The organism is Micromonospora sp. IBHARD004 (assembly GCF_052814115.1).
Genome location: NZ_CP199934.1, coordinates 3862631 through 3881228, shown reverse-complemented (window position 1 = coordinate 3881228; position 18598 = coordinate 3862631). Strand labels below are relative to the sequence as shown.

Here is an 18598-nt window from a genome sequence, read left to right as displayed (position 1 = left end):
GTGGGTGCCCACCGGGTCCGGACGCCGCTGCGTCACTCACCATCGACATTTTGAGGTACGGCGGGCGTGCCCTGCCGGGGCACCGACACCGACTTGATGACCTCGGTCAGGGTCTTCTCCGACACGTCCCGCACGTCGATCTCGGTGCCGTCCGGGAGGCTCATCCGCAGCCGCTTGCCCTTGTTGCGTTCCTGGTAGCGCTTGATGACCTCGGTCAGGTGCTTGATGTCCGCCGCCGCCCGCTTCGCGGTCGGATAGCCGAAGACGGCGAGGGTGAGTACGCCGAAGATGGTGCTGACCGGATCTCGCGTCCCCGGCTCGGCCTCCTCGACGAGTTCCATCGCCTCGACACCCGGAACCTGGTTCAGGTGGTCCTTCAGATGGCGCGCCTGCTCGGCGAGTTCCTCATCGGTGACCGGCCCGTCGGGCACGACCCGCAAGATCAATCCATCGACCATGATCTCATCGTTGCCTCTCCCGGTACGCCGTGCAAGGGTGCCAGCGGTGGGATCCCGCGCGGGCGCGGCAGCTTGGCCGGCGGTACGTCCGTCACCACCCGATCCGCCCCGAACGCGAGCGCTCGACGGCCGAGCGCGTGACGTACATCCGACAGACCCGCGACGATGTCTAGGTGGCCACGCCCGGCGGCTCGCGCGGCGGGTTGGCCACCCCGTACGGGTGGGCGTGGCGTTCACGCGGGATGCCCCTCATGATCGTTCCGCTGGCGGGCCCCGTCGAGAAGCTGGTTGAGGGCTTCCCGCGACCTGCCCGTCGCCGTGGCGAGCGCCCCGAGCGGGTCGGGGTTCCGGCGCCCGGCGAGGTCATCGAAGACGGCGAGCAGGTCGGACTGGAAGCCGTCCGCCGTCGCGCCCCGTGTCTGGGCGAGCGCGGCGAGCCGTCCTTCGATGTAGCGCCGCACCATCACCTGGTACGCCCCGACGCTCGGCAGCTCGTGGAATTCGGCCACCATGTCGTCGACCTGCCGTCCCATCCGGTGCAGGACCGCCGACGTGACACCGCGCCCCCGACCGTCGGGCGCCGCGTCCTCGGCGACCCGGATGACGACCTCGTCCGGCCCGCTGATTTCGGTCGATCCGCCGTCGGCGTGCCACCGTGCCGTGACGAAGCAGCCGTTGTCCTCGCGGGACAGCTCAACCGACCGCGCTGCGCGACCGTGATTCTCCTGGGACATCCCACACCTCTCATTCCGGCGCCTCGTGGGCGCCTCCTGGCCGGCCGCGGTGGTGGCCGGTGTCTTCCGTTGCTCCGCCCGGCTCAGGGCGTGGGGGTGGCCGCGCCGACGACGCTGCCGAAGAAGACCATGACCGTGAAGGCGATCATCGGGCCGACGAAGACGTAGCCCAGGACGAGACCGGCGACCGCCATGCCGTGCCCCGACCTCGTGCCGTCCCGGGTTTCCCCCAGGGCGATGTGGCCGAGGATGACGGCCAGGATGCAGGGCAGCCCGAACAGGCACCACCCGCCGAGCACGCCGAGGACCCCGAGCACCAGCGACGCCGTGGCCATGCCCGACGTCAGCGGCGCCTGCACAGCGATCCGCTGCACCGCCGGCAGGTAGCCGCCGGGCTGGTAGGGCCCGGCCGAGACCGGCGGGTACGGGCCGGGAGGTCCGGACGCCGGCGGGTACGGCCCGGAAACGGCGGACACCGGCGGGTACAGCCTCGGGACCCCGGAGACCGGCGGCTGCGGGCGGGTGGGGTCGGGGCCGGGCTGCGGGTACGTCATCGTTCGGGTTCCGTTCTTCCGTTGAGTTGGGTGAGCAGGACACTCACCTCGGTGTGCAGGCGACGCAGCTCGGCGGCGGTCGGCGCCAGCTCGTAGCAGTGGTGGTGGGCGGCGGTCGACAGGGTCGCCCACGTGAACGCGATCCGGCGGGCGACGCCGATGCCGGGCCCGAGCCGCCCGCGCAGCATCAGCTGCTTCGCCCGGCCCTGCCGGCACGAGGCAACCGTCGGCTTGACCCGCCGCCAGTAGGCGTCGATGCCGCCCTCGAGCGCGAGCCGGATCAGGCAGGCGCACGCCCGCGGCCACCAGCCGGCGGTCACCGCGGTCGCGCCGAGCGCGCCGGCGCCGCGCAGCAGCTGGTCGGCCGCCGCCAGGCAGTGCCGGGGCGTCGGCGGGGTCACGACAGCACCGCCGCGAGGTGGCGGGCGTCCGCGACCAGGCCGGGCAGGTCCACCAGGTACGCCCCGTGCACGCCTTCCTTGCACGCCTTGTACGCGCCCACCGCCCGCGACCCGTACCGGCGACTCAGATACCCGAGCACGTCGCCGCCCCGGTCGGCGTCGTCGAAGAGCGCCAACGCGACGGTGGTGGTAAGCCGCCGGGACGCGGCCACGACAGCCCCTTCGATCTGGTCGTGCGGCACCCCGCGGGCCACCCGCTGCCGCCAGACGATCCGGTGGCAGGCCGCCTCGATCGCCGAGCGGCACAGCTCCGCCACCACCGGGCCGCGCACCTCGGCGGCGATCTCCTCATTGCGCGACAGCGCGTACGCGTCGTCCAGGTAGCGGGTCACCGGGTCGGAGCCGGGCCGCAACGTCACCACCGACCGCTCGGCGCGGGTCACCTCGACGATCCGGGCCTGTCCCAGGTTCAGCCGCTCCACCGCCTCCGGCAGCCGGGTGTCGTGGGTGAAGACCACCACCTGCCGCTGCTCGGCCAGTTCGGCGAAGACCCGCGCCAGCCCGTCCACCTTCGACGGGTCCATGCTCTGCACCGGGTCGTCGACCACGATGAACCGGAACGGGCTCTCCGGCGCGTAGCCGCGCGGCAGGAACGTCGCCAGCCCGAGCGCGTGCATCTCGCCCTGACTCATCACGCCCAGCGCGGTGCCGTTGTCGGTGCCGTCGACGCTGACCGGGAAGACCACCCGCCGTCGGGTGTGGGTTCCCTCCAGGGCCATCGCCCCGAGCTCGACGTTGCTCTCCTGGCGCAGCTGCGCCCAGATCCGCTGCGAGTGCGCGGCGAACGGCGCCACCCGCTGGTTGCGCAGCTCGGTCGCCGTGGCCTTCAACCAGTTCCGGGCGGCCTTCAACCGGGCGAGGGTCCGCTCTCGCTCCGGCAGCCGCCCGGCGGCGAGCAGCCAACCCCGCAGGTCGGCCGCCGCGGCCTGCCAACCGGTGTCGCGCTGGCGGAGCAGGCCCTTCGCGTACGAGCGGAGATCCTCCGCCGCCGCGACGACCGCCGGGTACCGGGCGCTCAGGTGCTCGGCGAGCTCCTCCGGCCCGCCGGGGGCCAGCCGCAGCGCCGCCACGGCGTCCCGCAGCCGGGCCAGCGGCACGTCCGGCGCCTCCGCGTCGGGTACGTCCAGGTCGTCGATCAGGTGGTGGGCCCGCTGCACGAGCGTGTTGAGCCGGGCGGCGGTGGCCTGCGCAGCGAGGGTCCGGTCGCGCAGCTCGTTCAGCGCCGCGGCGGCCCGGGTCCGCCAGTCCCCGTCGAGCCGGCCGGTGGCGCAGACCGGGCACGCGTCGTCGCCCCGGTCGTCGTGGTGCTCGAGGGCCAGCCGCAGCAGCTCCGCGCTGCGCAGCGAGGCCCGGGAGCGTCCCCCGTCGTGGCGGCGGGCGTTCGCGGCGGCGTCCCGCAGCTGCCCGGCGAGCCCGGCCACCTGGTCGACGTCGGGCAGCGACAGGGCGGCCAACCGCCGGCACAGCAGCACCGTAGCGTCGGCGGTCGGATCGTCCGGCTCGTCGAGGATCGCGACCAGCGCGGTCAAATCCGGCCGGCTGGCGGCGAGCAGCGCGGCCGCCCGCCGGGCGCGGTCGTCGTCCACCATCCCGAGCAGTCCGGCGAGGGCGGCGCGCTGCGCGCGTACCTCCTTGATGGCCGCGTCGACGGGCCGCGCGGCGCCCATCAGCCGCCGGTCGGCGTCGGTGATCGCCTCCAGGCCGAGGATCGCGAAGAGCGCGTCGAAGAGCTGGCTCTGCGTGCCGGCGGCGAGGCGCCCCAGCTCGGCGGCGGTGAGGAACGGCCGGTAGAGCCCCAGCGGCCGGGCCAGCCCCAGCTCGTCGAGGTCCGCGTGGCGGCCGTGCGCGCTCGTCACGGTGGTCGTCGCGTCGCCCAGCTCGCCGTCGGCCGGCCAGGACCGCACCACCCGGGTCGGCGTGGCGGCGCCGTCAACGCGCAGCTCGACGCCGATCCGGCACACCTCCGGGTGGTGCAGGTTGCGCCACCCGGTACGCCAGACGCTGTTGCGGTCCGCCCAGCGGGCGCTGTCGCCGGTCAGGGCCAGCTCCACCGCCTCGGCGAAACTGGACTTGCCGGAGCCGTTGCGGCCGACCACCACGGTCAGGCCCGGACCGGGTTCGATGGCGAGGGTGCGCTCCGGGCCGACGCCGCGGAATCCGGCGACGGTGACCGACGAGAGCCAGATCCGCTCCCGCGGCTCGTCCGCCGCCGGACGCTGCGGCTCCAACGCGGTGGGCTTGCCGGCGAGTGCCGCGTCCAGGTCGGCCTCGTCGCTGAGCGCGGCGAGGACCACCTCGGCGGTGTCATCGGGTACGCGGTCGGCGGCAAGCCGCTCGAAGATCAGCTCGACCAGGGGTTCGGTGCGGTTCATCAGGCGACCTCCGACGGGTGCTGATGCGGGAATGGGGAGGGCGTGCGGGGTCGACGGTTCCGGCTTGCGCCGGTTCGCCGACGGTGGTCGCGCGGCGACGCTGTAAAGTTGCTGTCGTCTATAGATCGGCGGTCAGGCCGTCAGCGCAACGTGCCAGTGGCGCAGGAACGCCTCGGCCAGGTCGTCCGCCCGGGGGCGTACATCGAACGGCTCCTCGACCCGGGTGCGCCATGTGCGCCAAGCTGTCGGCGGCCCCGTTCAAAGCATGGCGGGCGTGCGCCCTGACGTGCGCGAACATCAGGTCCGGGCGTCTGGCGACGAGCTCGGCGAGCCGGACCAGGGTGGGCTTCAGGCCCGCGTGCCGCGGGCTCAGGTCATAGCCGGCGGGCATCGCCGTGATCTCGCCGCCCTGCCAGCGATGCAGGTAGTTCAGCGCCGGCAGTCTGTCCACCAGCACGGCCATGCCGAGGGGCGGGGTGTCGTACGCGGTGAACAGGAACTCGACCGCCCGCAGCTCGCTGACGCCGCGCGAACTCTGCCCGGCTGTCATCGGCGCAGCGACTTCCGCCCCTGCCCGGTCGACATCAGCGGGTCCACTTCGGCGCGGACGTCTGCGTCGCCCACCCCTCCATCCGTACGAGGTCACCGTTCATGATCGAGTGCCGGCCGAGGGGTAGGGCTGACCGGGCACCGTACCGCCGCCCGACCCGCTCCGAGATTTGCCGGCACAGGTCGCAGGCCAGACAGGAGCACTTGCTCCAGGTGGTCACCGTGCCACGCACGCAGAGCACGCGCAGGTCCAGGTCGCAGCCCATGTCCCGGCGCTACCACCGCCGCTTCCAGTCGGGGTACGGGGCTGGCAGGTGTAGCGGTGCTCGCGCGGCTGTCCACCCGGAGGCCGGCGCAGCTCAGGCACACGTTGAACGTGGTGAGGTTGGGGTCATCGAAAGGCACGGGAATGCTCGCTTTCCGGTGCCTCGGCGGCACCCGCTCTTGCCGGCCGCGATGACGGTCGGCCCGGTCTTCCCCCGGAGGCACCGTGCGCGGGTGGCGCGGTTGCCGGGCCAGCAAGCCGGGAGGCTTGACGCTGGCCACTCAGGACCTTCTCGTCGCGCAGTCTATGGATCATGACGGTGCGCGGCAAGCCTGCCCCGCGTACGCCACACCACGACAGGCCGCACAGACCGGGGGCTGAGGGGGTGGAGCTGGCTAGGCACGCCGAGCCCCGCGGGCCGCCGGAGGTGGTAGTCCCAGGCCCTCGGCAGCGAGGCGGATGTATCAGGACCGTCTGACGACCTGTTGCCGGAGGTCACGTCGGCAGTTCAGCATTGGCGGCAGCCGGATTGGTCGGAGTTGATTTCGATCGAGATAGCTTCGTGTCCACCGTTGTCTGGACCACCGGCCAGGCCGTGTCGGCCCGCTCCTGGGTGACCGGAGCAAATTTGCGTGCCCGCTCAGCGTGTGCTTCGAAAAAGGTGCGCGAGCCAGAATGATGAGCGCTGCAGCGGCGACCTGCCAAGCGGCCGACTGCCTCCCGCAGACCGGCTTGGCCGGTGGTGTTATCTCGGATCACTCCCGTCGAGTCGACGTAGACGTGGCCGTGCTCGAAGAGGGCGTCGCAGCCGAGGAGGCAGGCCGCCATAATGTTGTATGGGTTCAGGCGTTCATCTCTGCCGGCTTCGGCGCGCCGTTTAATGTGGGCCGCTGTGACGAGGCGTGCTGGCAGGTCTCGGCCGCATAGGTCACACGTGATGATCGCCCGCGCCCCGAACTTGATCTTCCTGAGCTGGCGCTGTTCTCGCCGACGAAAAGCCATGATCAGCGCGTCAAGGTCGCCTTCGAACCCTACCGAGTCGTCGGACTGGTCCTCGATCGCCGTGGCGAGGCCCATTGCGGTAGGGGGTCCGCCAGCAACCGGCGCTCCTTGCTTCGTGCCTGACATGCGCAGCGCCCGCATCGAGGGCAAGCCGAACTGCGGTCCGGGTATTTGCGTAAACGCGTCGAGCACCTCCAGATCGACGCGTTCGGGATACAGCTTGTCGGTCCATATCTCTGCGTCGGATCTGTACAGTGGACGCACCACCCGAGTGACTGTCACTTCCGTCAATGTGCCATCGAAGAATGCCTGGTGGTTCTTAGCTCGGGGACCGCCGGGGACGTAGAAGCCGAATATCAGGTAGTCGTTGGCACGCATAGTTAGGGCGATATCCCGATTACTTCGCGAGTCGGCGCCGTTCCCGCCGTCCAAGACACTGGACTCCCAGCCCCAGATTCCCTCAGCCTTCCCAGTCTCGTAGTTTCCGACGGAACTCAATCCGACGTACACATAGAAGTGGGCTGACACTGATCTCCGCCCCTAGAGCACGAGAAACTCGTGCGGTGGAGGCGTGTTCAGGATCGAAAGCCTGTCGAGCCGCTTGCTTGCTCATGACTCTAGTCAGTTGCCGTCTCGGTGTCAGGACACATCGAGGGTCGGGTTCGATGCCCAGAGGCGAGGACCTCGTACACCGTCTCCAAGCTGCGGCGGACGCGGACCAGCGATGCCAGGTATTCGCGCGTCTCCGGGTCGGTGGAGTAGAGGATGGTGCCGCGCATGCCCCGGGTCATCAGCACCTTGTAGGTGTTGCGGATCAGCCGGTCCGCCTCGAAGTCGCTGAGCTGCTTCCGGCTGCGGAACGCGGGGTCCTTCGACTCCGCCCGCTGGGTCACCAGCCGGCCGTCGCGGGCGACCAGATCCGGCCCGATGATGACGCCCGACCACTCGTACTCGAAGCCCTGCGCGGTGTAGACGCAGCCCACCTGGCCGAAGCCGTGCGGATCGGTCGCCCAGTAGGCGCTGCCGGGCGCGTCGCCGATGCTGCGGTCGCTCTTGACGTTCCACGGCCGAGACCAGCCACCGATCTGCACGTCCGGCACCAGCGAGTCGTCCGGCCGCGGGTCACTCCACGGCCAGCAGTAGCCCGCCGACATGCGCGCCGTTTCCCCGGCGGCCTGCTTGGCCGCCAGGAACGCCTCCATCTCCTCTGGCGACTCCGCCAACCGCAGGTCGAACCGGCCGTCGCCGACCCAGACCGACGGCTTGCCGCCGTCGAGGCCGAGCAGGTCGAGAACCCACTGCTCGTACGCCTCGCTGCCGCCGCACCGGAACTGGTCGTGCAGTGAGACGACCTCCACGTCCAGTTCCAGTTGCTTCGCGTACGCCGAGATGACATCCACGCTGCCCAGCTCGCCCGGCTTGACCACCTGGTGCTCGTCCAGCAGGAAGACCGGCACGCGCGCGGCGGCGATCAGCTCGTCGATCTGCGGGCGGGCCTTGTCCCGCTTGGTCTTCGGCGTGAACCGGTTGACCGAGGTCTCCCGGATCCGGTGCGCCTCGTCGCAGATCAGCACGTCGAAGCCGTTGCGCTCGGCCGACATGAAGCTGTTGAAGTACCCGAACATGTTCTTCAGCCGGGTCGACCCCTTGCCGGCGTAGCGGCGCAGGGTCTGGGTGAACGACCGGGAGCCGGTGGCGTGCATGACCGAACGCTGCTGCCGGGCCAGCTCACCGAGCACCGACAACGCGATCACGCTCTTGCCGCTGCCCGGCCCGCCGGACACGACCACGATCGACTTGCGGTCCGCGGCGCGGGCGCGCTCGACCGCGTGCAACACCAGCTCGTACGCCAGGCGCTGCTCGTCGAGCAGCGTGAAGTGCGACCGTTCCTTCAGCTCCTGGGCCGCGTACGTCAGCAGATGCTTGCTGGGCCGGACGGCGCTGGTGAGGAAGCGGTCGGCGGCGGCCGCGCCCGACGCGGGCGCCAGGTGGGTGCGGAGGTAGTCGAGGAACTGGCCGCGCCGCTGCTTGGTGAAGATTCGGCTCTGCTCGGTCGGGCGGCGGGCGAAGAGGTCGTTGACGTCCCGGTCGACCGCGTTGTGCAGGTACGCGGCGCCGACGATCGGGTTGCGCCGGTTGGAGAGCACGCCGAGGAAGTCGGTGAGGTAATCACAGTAGTCGCCGACCTGGACACCCGGGTGCAGGCGCGGCCCCCGCGCGTGCTCGACCAGGACCAGCCGGTCGGAGCCCTCGTAGGACTCCGCCTGCGACCACTGCTTCAGCTCCACCACGACGTAGGAGTCGTCGGCGGTATTCGGGTGCACACCGGCGAGCACCACGTCGACCCGCTTGCTGGTCAGTGGGAGCTGGTATTCGACCAGCATCTCCACCTGGCCCAAACCCGCGTCGGCGAGATCCTGCGCGAGCATCGGCAGGCTGCGATCCCAGGACCGGCGTTCGCTGGGGCTCACGGCGTGGCCGACCTGTTCGGCGATCCGGTCGGCAAGGGTGCCGCTGACGGCCAGGCGCAGGAGACCGTCGGCGGAGGTGCGGAACGCTGACAACAAAGGCCCCCGGGCAGCACGAAGTGATCGTGCGCATGGGGGGCGTATCCGGCGACAGCCGGAAGCCCGTCGGAACGCGCTTCTACGAGGTGGACTGTAGCGAAGAGATCAACTCCTCGCATGCCCGCTCACCGCTTGGCGGCGGACCCTTTCACCTGGTGGACGGGATAGCGGACGGCGACCTCGTCGAGCTTGGTGAGGGCTGCCTCGACCAGGTCGATGCCGAGGACGTCGGCGAGTCGGGTCAGATAGATCATTACGTCACCGATCTCGGCCCTCACCCTGGCAGCGGCCTCCGTGTCCTCCATCACGGCGGACGCCTGCTCGGGAGTGAGCCACTGGAACTCGGCCAGCAGCTCGCCGACCTCGCCGGCGAGGGCCATGGCGAGGTTCTTTGGCGTGTGGAACTGCTGCCAGTCCCGCTCCTCGGCGAAGGCCCTCACCTGAGTAGTCAGGTCGCTCACGGTAGAAAGGCTCTCATGTGACGGGTCCTCAGGCTGGGCCGCCCAAGAACGATCAATGGCGCTCTCACCGCTATCAGCCGCGCGCGTCTCCGATGAAGCCGGGAGCGCTGGCCTGCGCTACAAAGCTGGTCCAGGCCGCCGGCATGAACGCCAGAACCGCACCAAGCTGGTCCTTGGAGTCGCGTACGGCAACGATGCCGGGGAGGTTGGTGGCGACCTCGACACACTCGCCACCGTTGCCGCCGCTGCGGGTGCTCTTGCGCCAGACGGCGCCCGTCAGGTCAGTCATGTCGCAGCTCCCCGATGATCCTCTTGATCGTGTCCCTCGATTCTGCCTCACCTTGGGACAGTCGAGCTGCGCTGTTGAAGGCGTTTTCATATGCCCGCAGCTCGGCAGGCTTGTCGAGGTAGAGCGCACCGGTGAGCGACTCGCTGTAGACGACGGACGGCTCAGGTGCCGCTCGGCCGGCCTTGGTGGTGGGGAAGTCCAGGATGACGAACGAGCCGGCGACGGCCCCGATGTGCGGCCCGGCGGCGAGCGGAACCACCCGCAGCGAGACGTTTGGTCGCTCGGAAGCTTCGAGAAGCCCGTTGAGCTGTCCGATCATGACCGCATGTCCGCCAACTCGCCGCCTCAGCACGGCCTCGGAGATGACCGCGTCCAAGCGGGGCGGTTGCGGCAACCGACGGGTCAGCAAATTCTGCCGCTGCAGGCGCACCTGCACGGCGTGTTCGCGCTCCTCATCGTTCGCCGACGGCTGGTCGATGCGCGCCAGCGCCTGGATGTACTCCCGAGTCTGCAATAGCCCCGGGATGACGGTCTCTTGATACTGGCGAAGCGAAGCGGCGGCGGATTCCAGGCCGACGTACAGCTCGAACCAGTTCGGCACCGCGTCCCCGTACGCGTGCCACCAGCCCTTCGACTTCGTCTCCGCGGCGAGCCCGCGCATCGCCTCGGTCATCTCCGCAGACACGTTGTACAGCTCGCACATCGCCTTGACGTCGAGCACCCGGACCGCGCCCAGGCCGCACTCGATGCGCCAGATCTTCTGCCGGCTGTATTCGAGTGCCTCAGCGGCGGCGTCGAGCGTCACGCCGGCCTCGGTGCGGAACTGGCGCAGCAGCCGGCCGAGCTGCCGGCGCGGCACGGTCGATCCGATGTCCTCTGCCATCCGAGCACTCCCTGATTCCGTCCTGCAACACTGCGTGACGCCGCTTTGTAACTCGTACAGGTTTCAGTAAAGAAAGTCAATGCTTCTGGCAAGAATTCTGCCGTGGAACGTTGCGCTTCCACTTCGCACTGTCACATGCTGACTACAAGGACGCGGCTCGGTGCGGCGCCGACGGTAGCTACCAGGACCGACAAGCACGATCCATGAGCAGCCCTGGTGCCGTACCGCTGATCGAAGCTGCGGTGGCAGGGCGGGGTGGGTCCGCCCGTGCGGGGAGGGCGGGTGGCCCACCCCTTCCAATCACGACGAGAGGCAGGCCAGCGAGTGAGCGTCCGCAATCAGCGACCGCCGCGGGGGAGCGCAGCGACCTACCGCTCCGGCGCGTACACCAGTCTGCTGCCGTGGCAGGTGCGCGAGCGCCGCTTCAAGCTGGCCGGGCTCGGACGCCGCGGCCTTGAGCCCGACGACGTGTACGCCTTCCTCGACCGGGTCGCCGGCGACCTGGCCGCCGTCTACGCGGCCCTGGCCGCGAGCCGCCGGCAGACCGCGGTCATCAAGGACGCGCTGCGCCGCTGGCAGTCCGACCAGGCCCGCGCCCGGGGAAACGAGCGGTGACCCAGCGGTACGTCATCCACCTGCCGGTCGTCGCGAACGACCTGCCCGCCGCGCAGCGCCTGGCCCGGGTGGTCGGCCGCTGGCTGCTCGTCCTGCCGCAGACCGACCCGGGGGAGACCACCGTCTCGGCCGAGGACGACCAGAACGTACGGCATCGGGTCTACTGCGACCTGCTGATGCCCGGCGGCCGGCGCTGCCTGCTCCGCACCGACCACGACGGCCCCTGCACCCGCCGGCTGCGCCGCTGACAACTCCGCGGGCGTGTCGGTTGTCCGTCACGTCGCTGGCCGCGTCGGGTTGGTCTGCTTCCGTAGCGCGGTGGATCTCATCGACCAGCCGAGGAACGTTGGGGAAGCGCAGGTGACCGCGATGCCCGGCGTGGACGAGGACCACGGTCACAACGTCCTGTTGGAGTAGGCTAGGGGACGTGGTCGTCTGACCATGTTTCTTGACTCAGGGTGGCCAACCGCCGGGCATCGCCTGTTGTTCATGGTTTCGTCCGGCGGATCGCATTTGGCAGGGCACCGAAGTCGCCGCAGCGGACCGCCATCCTGACATTGTGTGGGAAAGGTCGACATGTCCGACAAGTCTCCCCAGAAGAGCAGTATGAAGAAGCCAGCCATGACTTTGAAGGAAAAGCGTGCGGCGAAGAAGGCCAAGCATGCGGACAAACCTTCGGCGATCCCGCCAACTGGCCACTGAAAGAACGGTACGACCGCCGCTCGCGCGAGCTAGGGAACGGTGCTGGCGAGTTTGCCGAGTGCACCGGAGAAGTCGGCGAGTGCCTGGGGCACGTCGGCCAGGTCATAGCGTCTGGTGATCGGTACGCGCAGTCGACCGGCTACGACGTCGCTGGCGAGCCGGTCGAGGGTCGCCGGTTCCGGGCTGGCCATGATCGAGGTGGCGGCCGGGTGCTGGTCGGGGCCGAAGCCGATGGTGGAGGCGAGGCGCCCGTCGGGGGTGAGCAGCCCGGCCAGCTGCGCGCCGTCGCCGGCCAGGTGCACCACCGCGGGTACGCCGTCCGGGCGAGCGCCCGGACCTGGCCGCTGAGGTCGGCGGTGTAGTCCACCGCCTCGGCAGCGCCCAGCTGTCGTACGAAGTCGGTGGTGGCGCCGGGGCGAGCGGTGGCGATGACGCTCAGCAGCGCGATGAATGTCCGCGTCACCGACGTCCGCGCGGTCTATGAGCAGTGACGGTCACGGGGTGGCGAGTTCCTGACCGAGCCAAGGACCACGGCGTGGAGATCCGGTGCTACCTCTGGGATCCGGACGGCTACCTGATCGAGCTTGGTCAGGCCACCGGGATCCTCACCGAGATGGGTTGCGCAGCTTCCGCCTGAGCCTGACGATCGGGGCGGCCGGCAGTCCTGGTCATGGCCAGACCGGCCACCGTGATCGGGCCCATGGTGATCAGGCGGCGGGTACCGTGAACGTCGTGGAGGATCTCGGCGCGAAGATTTCGTACCTCGCGCTCGCCGTTGGCACCCGGGTCTACGACGTCGACTCGGCACCCGTCGGCGTGGTCGAGCACGTGGTCGCCGACGAACGGCAGGACATCTTCCACGGCGTCATCGTGGCACCGCCCGGGCCGGACCAGTCCCACCGCTTCGCCCACCGGGAGCAGATCGCCGACCTGTACGAGCGGGGCGTCGTGCTGTCGGTACCGGGTGCCGAGATGCACGAACCGGGCGACGACCCGCCGGCCGGAGTGGTCGAGGACGAGGCTCACAACCCGGTGCAGGCGGACCTGCGCCGCGCCTGGCAGCGGCTGAGCCGACCCCGCTGAATCCGTGCAGCCGGAGTTCAACCGCCACTTGACGGGCCGGTCGCACGGCCGGGTTTCAGGCTGATCGGGCAGCGTCGGTGATGTGCGCGATTACGGCCGAGTAGTCCCGGTCGCCGAGGCCGGCTTCCTGGGCTGCCACGACCCATTGCCGGGCGGCGGCCGCGACCGGCAGTTCGACACTTGCCGACTCGGCGGCAGACAGGACCAGATCGACGTCCTTACGGGCGAGTGACAGCGCGAACCGCAGCGGGAACTGACCGGACTCGATCGCTGGCCGCCGCCGATCCGCTTGCGAGCCGACGGGAGTCGCGGACAGGACCTCGAACGCGATGTCCCGCGGCAGCCCGAGCCCGTCCGCGAGAGCGAGCGCCTCACCGAGAACAGCGAGCACCCCGAAGAGGGTCGAATTGGCGACCAGTTTGGCGGCCGCGCCGGCACCGAGCGGCCCGACATGCAGCGGCGAGCCGAGCGCGCCCAACACCGGCATCCACCGTTGGACAAGCGGCTCCGGCCCTCCGACGAATATCCGCAGCGAACCCGACTCGGCCTCCGAGACGCTGCCCAGCACCGGTGCATCGAGCAGGCCAACGCCATCCGGCAGCATCCCTGCCAACCGTCGCACGGCAGCCGGCCCGACCGTGGACATCTCAACGAGCGTCGTCGACGCGGTGGCACCGGCGAGGACGCCCTGCGGGCCCTGGGCCACCTCTTCGAGCGCGGCCGGGTCGGACAGCATGGTGATCACCATGTCGGCGCGGCGGGCAGCCTCTGCCGGACTGCCGGCAGCGACGGCGCCACGCGCCACAAGATCGCTGGCTCGCTGTGGTGTGCGGTTCCAGACAACGAGGTCATGGCCGGCATCGAGCAGCCGGCGTGCCATCCGGCTACCCATCCCACCCAGACCGATCACAGCGACCGTGGCCATGGCCCCATCCTGCCAATTTCCCTGAGCATTGCCGCATGCAGTGCCGATTCACCTCAGATGCGTTCGTAGACGATGGCCGACGCTTCGATCGCGCTTGGGGGAACATGGTGGGCATGGTGTTACCCAGACGGTTGGCGCGGTTCAACCGGGTCGTCACCAACCGCGTGACCGGTCCGCTGGCCGGGTGGCTGCCCGGCTTCGGCGTCATCGTCCATCGGGGCCGCCGCTCCGGTCGCGAGTACCGGACGCCGATCAACATCTTCCGGACGTCCGACGGTTACGTCGCCGCGCTGACCTACGGGGTCACCGACTGGGCCAGAAACGTGCTGGCGGCCGGCGGCTGTGAGCTGGAGATCCGCGGCCGGCGAGTGCCCCTCACCGATCCCCGCCTCGTGCCCGACCCCACCCGCCGGGACATGCCGCCGGTCGTCCGCCAGCTCGTCGGGGTGATCGGCGTGACGGACTTCCTCTATCTCCGAACCGCGCCCGACGCAGACCACGTCGATTAGGCGTGTCGTCAAAGGGTTACCACCATTGCAGTAGCGCGGCGACCGTGACCGCCGCCTGGTACGAGGTGGTGGTCTTGTTACGTCAGCTCCAGCGAATCTGGATCTGTGATCGCCACTGGTCGACGACGTCGGATCGGCCCTCCGTGGCGATCTCGTCCGCCCGGTTCCAGAGGCTCAGGTAGACCTGCACCGCGGTGCCGGAGAACACCACGTCCGCCCGCTTGGCCTCCCCTGGCGTCGTCACGATCGGGCCTTCGCTGATCCGTACCATCCAGGCGTGACCGGTGTCGTCGGTCCTCACCATCACGCTGTACGGCTCGACCGAGTGGAGCCGGCCCTTCCCTCGGGTGATGAAGCCGGTCAGAAGCTCATCGATCCCGTCGGCAGCCAGCACCGGATCGATGTCCACGTCCGACGCGCCCGGCCACCGTCCATGCACGGCCGAGATCGCGTCAACGCTGTGGATGGTCGTCTCGTGGGCCTGGCGCCGCGCCCAGAATCGGCGCGGCGGTGGGGCGTCCTTGAGGAACACCATCGCCTGGGCGTCCTCCGCCCTCGCGTGCAATGTATCGACCAGGGTGGCGAGGCCGTCCGAGTACCAGCGGAGCAGATCGGCGGCAGCCTTGCCCTCGGCCTGTGAAGCTGAGGTGTCGTGGTCGGTGTCGCCGCGCAGGTTCGCCGCCGCCCATCTGTGCACCATGCCCTGATGGGTCACCAGCTCGGTGACATCCCAACCGGGACATGTGGGGACCGTTGCATCGAACCCAGCTGCGGCAGCCGCCTCGCGCAGGGCGGCGCCGCTGCGGACAAGAGCCGCAAGGTGATCTTCCATGCTCAGGTGTGTCGGCATGCCGGCATGTTAGAGGGCAACGCGATGGAAAAGTTTCCGGCATGTTTCACCTCCCGCGCCCGGCGGCCGCGACGAGTTGGCGGGCGACGTCGAGCAGGTCGGGGCCGGTGATTACTCGGTGAACGGTTGGTCGAGCGCGGAGAGATCCAGCAGGATGGGGTGGCGATGGGGGACTGGTTGCCGGAGCCGACGCGGGCGCAGATGAGCCTGGACGCCGTCCTGCACGCGCTCAGCGATCCCCACCGGCGCCGGATCGTGGCGATGCTGGCGGCCGAGCCCCGGGTGGCGTAACGCCTCCGGCTGCCAACGAATTACTGGTGAGCGCTTGGCTGGCCGGCTGCTGGGTTGAGTCCGTCCCCTTCTCGACGTGACCGCGTGGCGGCTGAGGGTGGTGCAGAGGGCCACCGAGGCGCCCACCGCGCACGCATCAACCATCCCGCCGACTACGGGTCCGCGCGATAGCCTCGGCATCGTGGTGTTCAAGGGATGGCCAGCCGAGGCGCTGGAGTTCTACGAGGGACTTGCGGCCGACAACTCAAAGACATACTGGACTGCGCACAAGACGATCTACGACGATCAGGTGCGGGCTCCGATGACGGAGCTGCTCGCCGAGCTGGAGCCCGAGTTCGGCGAGGGCAAAATCTTCCGGCCGAATCGAGACGTCCGGTTCAGCGCCGACAAATCACCGTACAAGATCGCGATTGGGGCGGTGCTTGAGCACCGCGGGTACGTCCAGCTATCCGCCGATGGCCTGGCCGCCGGCAACGGGATGTGGATGATGGCCACCGACCAGCTGGAGCGGTACCGCCGGGCGGTGGCCGACGACGCCAGCGGCGGAGAGCTGCAAAAGATCATTGCGGAGATTGAGCGCCACCAGATCGAGGTCCGTGGCCACGAGACGCTCAAGACCGCGCCGCGGGGATATCCGCGCGATCACCCGCGGGCCGACCTGCTCCGCAACAAGGGCCTGGTTGCCTGGAAACAGTGGCCGGTCGCCAGCTGGCTGGGTACGGCCGCGCCCAAGCGGCGGATCGTGGAGTTCCTGCACACAACGCGGCCGCTCGGCGACTGGCTCGATCGGCACGTGGGACCTGCCACAATGCCAGCGCGGGAGCGCTGAGCCCGTCCCGCAGCTCAACGAGCTTCTCTCAGTCATAAGGGTCCGGTCACACGGCGCCTCCGGTGTCGTCCCCGCGCCTACCAGGGCAGCTCGGCATCGTGGATGAGCAGGGCGACCTGGACGCGACGACCTCGATGTCGGGTGAGCCGCCGAGGGAGGATGCGCAGCCCGGCCCGCACCAGCGGGTCATCGTCGACGATGGCCAGCCGGATCGGCCGGCTCAGGTCGGCCATGGCAGCCAGGCCTGGAGCCGGAACGCGTTGCGGTCGACGCCGTACTCGATCCGTCCGCCGGCGAGCGCAACCCGCTCGCCGAGGCCGACCTCTGACCCGCAGAGGGCTCTTCCCCGCTGGGTCGCGGGAAAGAGCCCTCGTGTGTGCGGCGCCGCTGGTGCCCGTGAACAGGGTCAGCCGATGGGGGCCTCGTACACCAGCAGCTCAGTGCCGGCGACTTCCTCGTCGTCGTCGGGCGCGGCGAACAGCCGAAGCTTGTCGCCCGCCACCTCGAGCGCGACCGGGTTGCGCGTCACGACGTGCCCGGCCGTGGAGAACTTCGGGAACGGGATCTCGTGCAGGATCCGGTTGTCCTGCAGGTCCAGCAGGGCCAGTCCGCCCAGCTCGTAGCTTCCGCCATCCGAACGCGGCAGCCCGGTGATGCCGGAGCAGATCTGCTTCTGCCAGCCGCTGTAGTCACAGTCCTGGTAGTCGACGAGGTGGTCCGGGTTTGCCTGCTTGCTCAGTTGCTGGCCGTTCGGCGTCCAGGAGTACTCGGTGCGCGAGCCCCAGCTGACGCCATGCACCTTGCCGCTCACCCGGTCCCGGACCACCCCGCCGATGTGATCGGCGACCCGGAACGCCTCGGTGACCTGGTAGGTCTGCGGGTCGAGCCGGTAGACGATCGCCTGGCTGTTCGGCCGATACTCCGCAACCGGTACCCACACGGACTCGCCGTCGAAGTCGATGCCGCCCGGGTGGTACACCGTGCCCTGGCCGAGCTGCACGTCCTTGAGCAGGTTGCCCTGTCGGTCCAGGACGAGCACGTGCCCGACACCCTTGCCCGGCGTGCGGTCGTATCCATCGACGGGCTGCGGATAGGGCACCGGCCGCTCGATGATCTCGACCGTCGACATGAAGATCTTGTCGCCGACGAGCGCGAAGCCCTGCGGGTGGTACGTCGGAAAGCGCAGCGGGATCTTCTGCACCTGCTGCCAGGCGGTCGAACGCGTGGTCTTCGCGAAGGCGGCCGTGACCGCGTCGTCTCGGTGCTGCTCCGTCGCCTGGGCAGACGTGGCGACCATGGCGACCGCCGCAATGACGGACCCGGCAAGGACGGCGATATGAGCGCGTCGCATCGGTTTCCCCTCGAGGTAGATGAACCGACGCGAAGCGTGCACGACCGAGATGACCGGGCAGTGGCGCTGCGGCGGCGATCTGATGTCCGCGCAGGGCCGCGCCAACTGGTCGCCGGCCGCAGCCCTCGTTACCCGGCGGCAGACGTCGGCGCCGCAGGGTTGCGAGCGCGTGCTTCGGGCGAAAGGCAGGGCACCTGCGGCGGCAGCGCCCCGAGTGTCTGTAGTAGACGCCATCGGGTCAGCGATTGCGGGAATTGAACCGGATCACGCGGTCGGCAGCTCGGCAGGTCGACGCGCGGAGTTCGCTCCGGTCACGGCGAGGGCGAAGACGCCCAGGCCGAGGTGGAAGACGTTGTCCACCGGACCGAGCGACTCGGCGAGCGAGCGTTGCGTGTCGGCCGGTATCCACTGTTTGTTCTTCTCGGTGAGGATGGTCTCCGGGGCGAGGCAGTTGGCGCGGATGCCGTACGGGCCGACCTGGGCGGCGAGGTCCTTCGTGAAGATCTGCACGCCGGCCTTCGCCGCGCCGTAGGCGACGAGCGTGTGCCCGCTCGGCTTTCGCCCAGAGGCCGAGGACAAGGTGATGATGCTGCCGCTCCGGCGCACCTTCATGCCCGGCAGGAAGCACCTCACGGTCAGGAAGGCGCTGGTCAGGTTCCGGTCGATGTCGGCTCGCCAGCTCTCCTCCGTGATGTCCTCGATGGGAGCACGACCCGCGCGCCCGCCTTGGCGAAGGTGGCCGCAATGGCGGCGCCGATCCCGCGGGAGCTGCCGGTGACCAGAGCCACCTGATCCTTGAGCGCGCCCATCTGATTTCTCCCTTCAGCGCCCGTTCCTGTTCCGCCACG

The 18598-nt window shown here is 69.7% G+C and carries 26 protein-coding genes and 1 riboswitch; of the genes, 7 read left to right on the top strand and 19 right to left on the bottom strand.

Going from position 1 to position 18598, the window contains the following annotated elements:
- Positions 1 to 32 precede the first annotated feature (32 nt).
- The 12 genes from ACTWO6_RS18985 to ACTWO6_RS18930 form a co-directional block, all read right to left on the bottom strand.
- Positions 33 to 458: a hypothetical protein gene (locus ACTWO6_RS18985; protein ID WP_446215172.1), complete on the bottom strand. Its 426-nt coding sequence runs from the start codon at positions 456 to 458 to the stop codon at positions 33 to 35.
- A 233-nt stretch (positions 459 to 691) separates the two neighbouring features.
- On the bottom strand, positions 692 to 1192 hold the full coding sequence (locus ACTWO6_RS18980) for a hypothetical protein (protein ID WP_446215171.1): 501 nt from the start codon (positions 1190 to 1192) through the stop codon (positions 692 to 694).
- 83 nt (positions 1193 to 1275) lie between these two features.
- The gene (locus ACTWO6_RS18975; protein WP_446215170.1) at positions 1276 to 1746 is read right to left on the bottom strand and encodes a DUF4190 domain-containing protein; all 471 of its coding nucleotides are present in this window, start codon (positions 1744 to 1746) and stop codon (positions 1276 to 1278) included.
- A complete protein-coding gene (locus tag ACTWO6_RS18970) occupies positions 1743 to 2147 on the bottom strand; it encodes a hypothetical protein (protein WP_446215169.1) in 405 nt (134 codons plus the stop codon). Before ACTWO6_RS18970 ends, ACTWO6_RS18975 begins: the two co-directional genes overlap by 4 nt.
- Positions 2144 to 4579 (bottom strand): AAA family ATPase, encoded by a 2436-nt coding sequence (locus tag ACTWO6_RS18965; RefSeq protein WP_446215168.1) that lies wholly within the window; start codon positions 4577 to 4579, stop codon positions 2144 to 2146. Before ACTWO6_RS18965 ends, ACTWO6_RS18970 begins: the two co-directional genes overlap by 4 nt.
- Before the next feature lie 118 nt (positions 4580 to 4697).
- Entirely contained in the window at positions 4698 to 5129 is a 432-nt protein-coding gene (locus ACTWO6_RS18960; RefSeq protein ID WP_446215167.1) for a hypothetical protein, read from the bottom strand.
- A gap of 34 nt (positions 5130 to 5163) precedes the next feature.
- A complete protein-coding gene (locus ACTWO6_RS18955) occupies positions 5164 to 5394 on the bottom strand; it encodes a hypothetical protein (protein WP_446215166.1) in 231 nt (76 codons plus the stop codon).
- A gap of 169 nt (positions 5395 to 5563) precedes the next feature.
- Positions 5564 to 5682, bottom strand: a riboswitch (SAM riboswitch).
- A 206-nt stretch (positions 5683 to 5888) separates the two neighbouring features.
- Complete coding sequence (locus ACTWO6_RS18950; protein ID WP_446215165.1) at positions 5889 to 6773, bottom strand: hypothetical protein; 885 nt, start codon at positions 6771 to 6773, stop codon at positions 5889 to 5891.
- 239 nt (positions 6774 to 7012) lie between these two features.
- Positions 7013 to 8959, bottom strand: coding sequence for a DNA/RNA helicase domain-containing protein (locus ACTWO6_RS18945; protein WP_446215164.1), 1947 nt, complete (start codon positions 8957 to 8959; stop codon positions 7013 to 7015).
- 128 nt (positions 8960 to 9087) lie between these two features.
- Positions 9088 to 9423 (bottom strand): nucleotide pyrophosphohydrolase, encoded by a 336-nt coding sequence (locus ACTWO6_RS18940; protein WP_446215163.1) that lies wholly within the window; start codon positions 9421 to 9423, stop codon positions 9088 to 9090.
- A gap of 73 nt (positions 9424 to 9496) precedes the next feature.
- Complete coding sequence (locus tag ACTWO6_RS18935) at positions 9497 to 9712, bottom strand: DUF397 domain-containing protein (protein ID WP_446215162.1); 216 nt, start codon at positions 9710 to 9712, stop codon at positions 9497 to 9499.
- Positions 9705 to 10595: a helix-turn-helix domain-containing protein gene (locus ACTWO6_RS18930; RefSeq protein ID WP_446215161.1), complete on the bottom strand. Its 891-nt coding sequence runs from the start codon at positions 10593 to 10595 to the stop codon at positions 9705 to 9707. Before ACTWO6_RS18930 ends, ACTWO6_RS18935 begins: the two co-directional genes overlap by 8 nt.
- Positions 10596 to 10919: 324 nt before the next feature.
- On the opposite strand from ACTWO6_RS18930, the gene ACTWO6_RS18925 reads away from it, so the two are divergent.
- The 3 genes from ACTWO6_RS18925 (at position 10920) to ACTWO6_RS18915 (ending at position 11912) form a co-directional block, all read left to right on the top strand.
- Positions 10920 to 11210: a DivIVA domain-containing protein gene (locus ACTWO6_RS18925; protein WP_446215160.1), complete on the top strand. Its 291-nt coding sequence runs from the start codon at positions 10920 to 10922 to the stop codon at positions 11208 to 11210.
- A complete protein-coding gene (locus tag ACTWO6_RS18920) occupies positions 11207 to 11458 on the top strand; it encodes a hypothetical protein (protein ID WP_446215159.1) in 252 nt (83 codons plus the stop codon). The genes ACTWO6_RS18925 and ACTWO6_RS18920 overlap by 4 nt, the downstream gene beginning before the upstream one ends.
- Before the next feature lie 313 nt (positions 11459 to 11771).
- The gene (locus ACTWO6_RS18915; protein WP_157746464.1) at positions 11772 to 11912 is read left to right on the top strand and encodes a hypothetical protein; all 141 of its coding nucleotides are present in this window, start codon (positions 11772 to 11774) and stop codon (positions 11910 to 11912) included.
- A gap of 29 nt (positions 11913 to 11941) precedes the next feature.
- Here the strand turns inward: ACTWO6_RS18915 and ACTWO6_RS18910 are convergent, their stop codons facing one another.
- Positions 11942 to 12217 carry a hypothetical protein gene (locus ACTWO6_RS18910; RefSeq protein WP_446215158.1) on the bottom strand — a complete coding sequence of 92 codons (276 nt, stop codon included), beginning with the start codon at positions 12215 to 12217 and terminating at the stop codon, positions 11942 to 11944.
- A gap of 427 nt (positions 12218 to 12644) precedes the next feature.
- Between ACTWO6_RS18910 and ACTWO6_RS18905 the strand changes: the two genes are divergently transcribed.
- Positions 12645 to 12995, top strand: coding sequence for a PRC-barrel domain-containing protein (locus ACTWO6_RS18905; protein WP_446215157.1), 351 nt, complete (start codon positions 12645 to 12647; stop codon positions 12993 to 12995).
- Positions 12996 to 13050: 55 nt separating this feature from the next.
- Here the strand turns inward: ACTWO6_RS18905 and ACTWO6_RS18900 are convergent, their stop codons facing one another.
- Positions 13051 to 13920, bottom strand: coding sequence for an NAD(P)-dependent oxidoreductase (locus ACTWO6_RS18900; RefSeq protein ID WP_446215156.1), 870 nt, complete (start codon positions 13918 to 13920; stop codon positions 13051 to 13053).
- A gap of 113 nt (positions 13921 to 14033) precedes the next feature.
- On the opposite strand from ACTWO6_RS18900, the gene ACTWO6_RS18895 reads away from it, so the two are divergent.
- Positions 14034 to 14429, top strand: coding sequence for a nitroreductase family deazaflavin-dependent oxidoreductase (locus tag ACTWO6_RS18895; protein WP_446215155.1), 396 nt, complete (start codon positions 14034 to 14036; stop codon positions 14427 to 14429).
- Between the two features lie 82 nt (positions 14430 to 14511).
- Here ACTWO6_RS18895 and ACTWO6_RS18890 read toward each other — a convergent pair whose 3' ends face one another.
- Positions 14512 to 15279 carry a maleylpyruvate isomerase family mycothiol-dependent enzyme gene (locus ACTWO6_RS18890; RefSeq protein ID WP_446215154.1) on the bottom strand — a complete coding sequence of 256 codons (768 nt, stop codon included), beginning with the start codon at positions 15277 to 15279 and terminating at the stop codon, positions 14512 to 14514.
- A 126-nt stretch (positions 15280 to 15405) separates the two neighbouring features.
- On the opposite strand from ACTWO6_RS18890, the gene ACTWO6_RS18885 reads away from it, so the two are divergent.
- Together ACTWO6_RS18885 and ACTWO6_RS18880 are read left to right on the top strand one after the other, a co-directional pair.
- Positions 15406 to 15570, top strand: a complete 165-nt coding sequence (locus tag ACTWO6_RS18885; protein ID WP_446215153.1) for a hypothetical protein — start codon at positions 15406 to 15408, stop codon at positions 15568 to 15570.
- Positions 15571 to 15751: 181 nt separating this feature from the next.
- Positions 15752 to 16399: a DUF2461 domain-containing protein gene (locus ACTWO6_RS18880; RefSeq protein WP_446215152.1), complete on the top strand. Its 648-nt coding sequence runs from the start codon at positions 15752 to 15754 to the stop codon at positions 16397 to 16399.
- A 77-nt stretch (positions 16400 to 16476) separates the two neighbouring features.
- On the opposite strand, the gene ACTWO6_RS18875 is transcribed toward ACTWO6_RS18880, so the two are convergent.
- The 4 genes from ACTWO6_RS18875 to ACTWO6_RS18860 all read right to left on the bottom strand — a co-directional run bounded on the left by ACTWO6_RS18875 (position 16477) and on the right by ACTWO6_RS18860 (position 18559).
- On the bottom strand, positions 16477 to 16632 hold the full coding sequence (locus ACTWO6_RS18875) for a hypothetical protein (protein WP_446215151.1): 156 nt from the start codon (positions 16630 to 16632) through the stop codon (positions 16477 to 16479).
- 173 nt (positions 16633 to 16805) lie between these two features.
- Positions 16806 to 17750 carry a DUF6454 family protein gene (locus ACTWO6_RS18870; protein WP_446215150.1) on the bottom strand — a complete coding sequence of 315 codons (945 nt, stop codon included), beginning with the start codon at positions 17748 to 17750 and terminating at the stop codon, positions 16806 to 16808.
- 264 nt (positions 17751 to 18014) lie between these two features.
- On the bottom strand, positions 18015 to 18416 hold the full coding sequence (locus tag ACTWO6_RS18865) for an SDR family NAD(P)-dependent oxidoreductase (protein WP_446220698.1): 402 nt from the start codon (positions 18414 to 18416) through the stop codon (positions 18015 to 18017).
- Positions 18401 to 18559, bottom strand: a complete 159-nt coding sequence (locus ACTWO6_RS18860) for an SDR family NAD(P)-dependent oxidoreductase (RefSeq protein WP_446215149.1) — start codon at positions 18557 to 18559, stop codon at positions 18401 to 18403. The genes ACTWO6_RS18865 and ACTWO6_RS18860 overlap by 16 nt, the downstream gene beginning before the upstream one ends.
- Between the last annotated feature and the right edge of the window lie 39 nt (positions 18560 to 18598).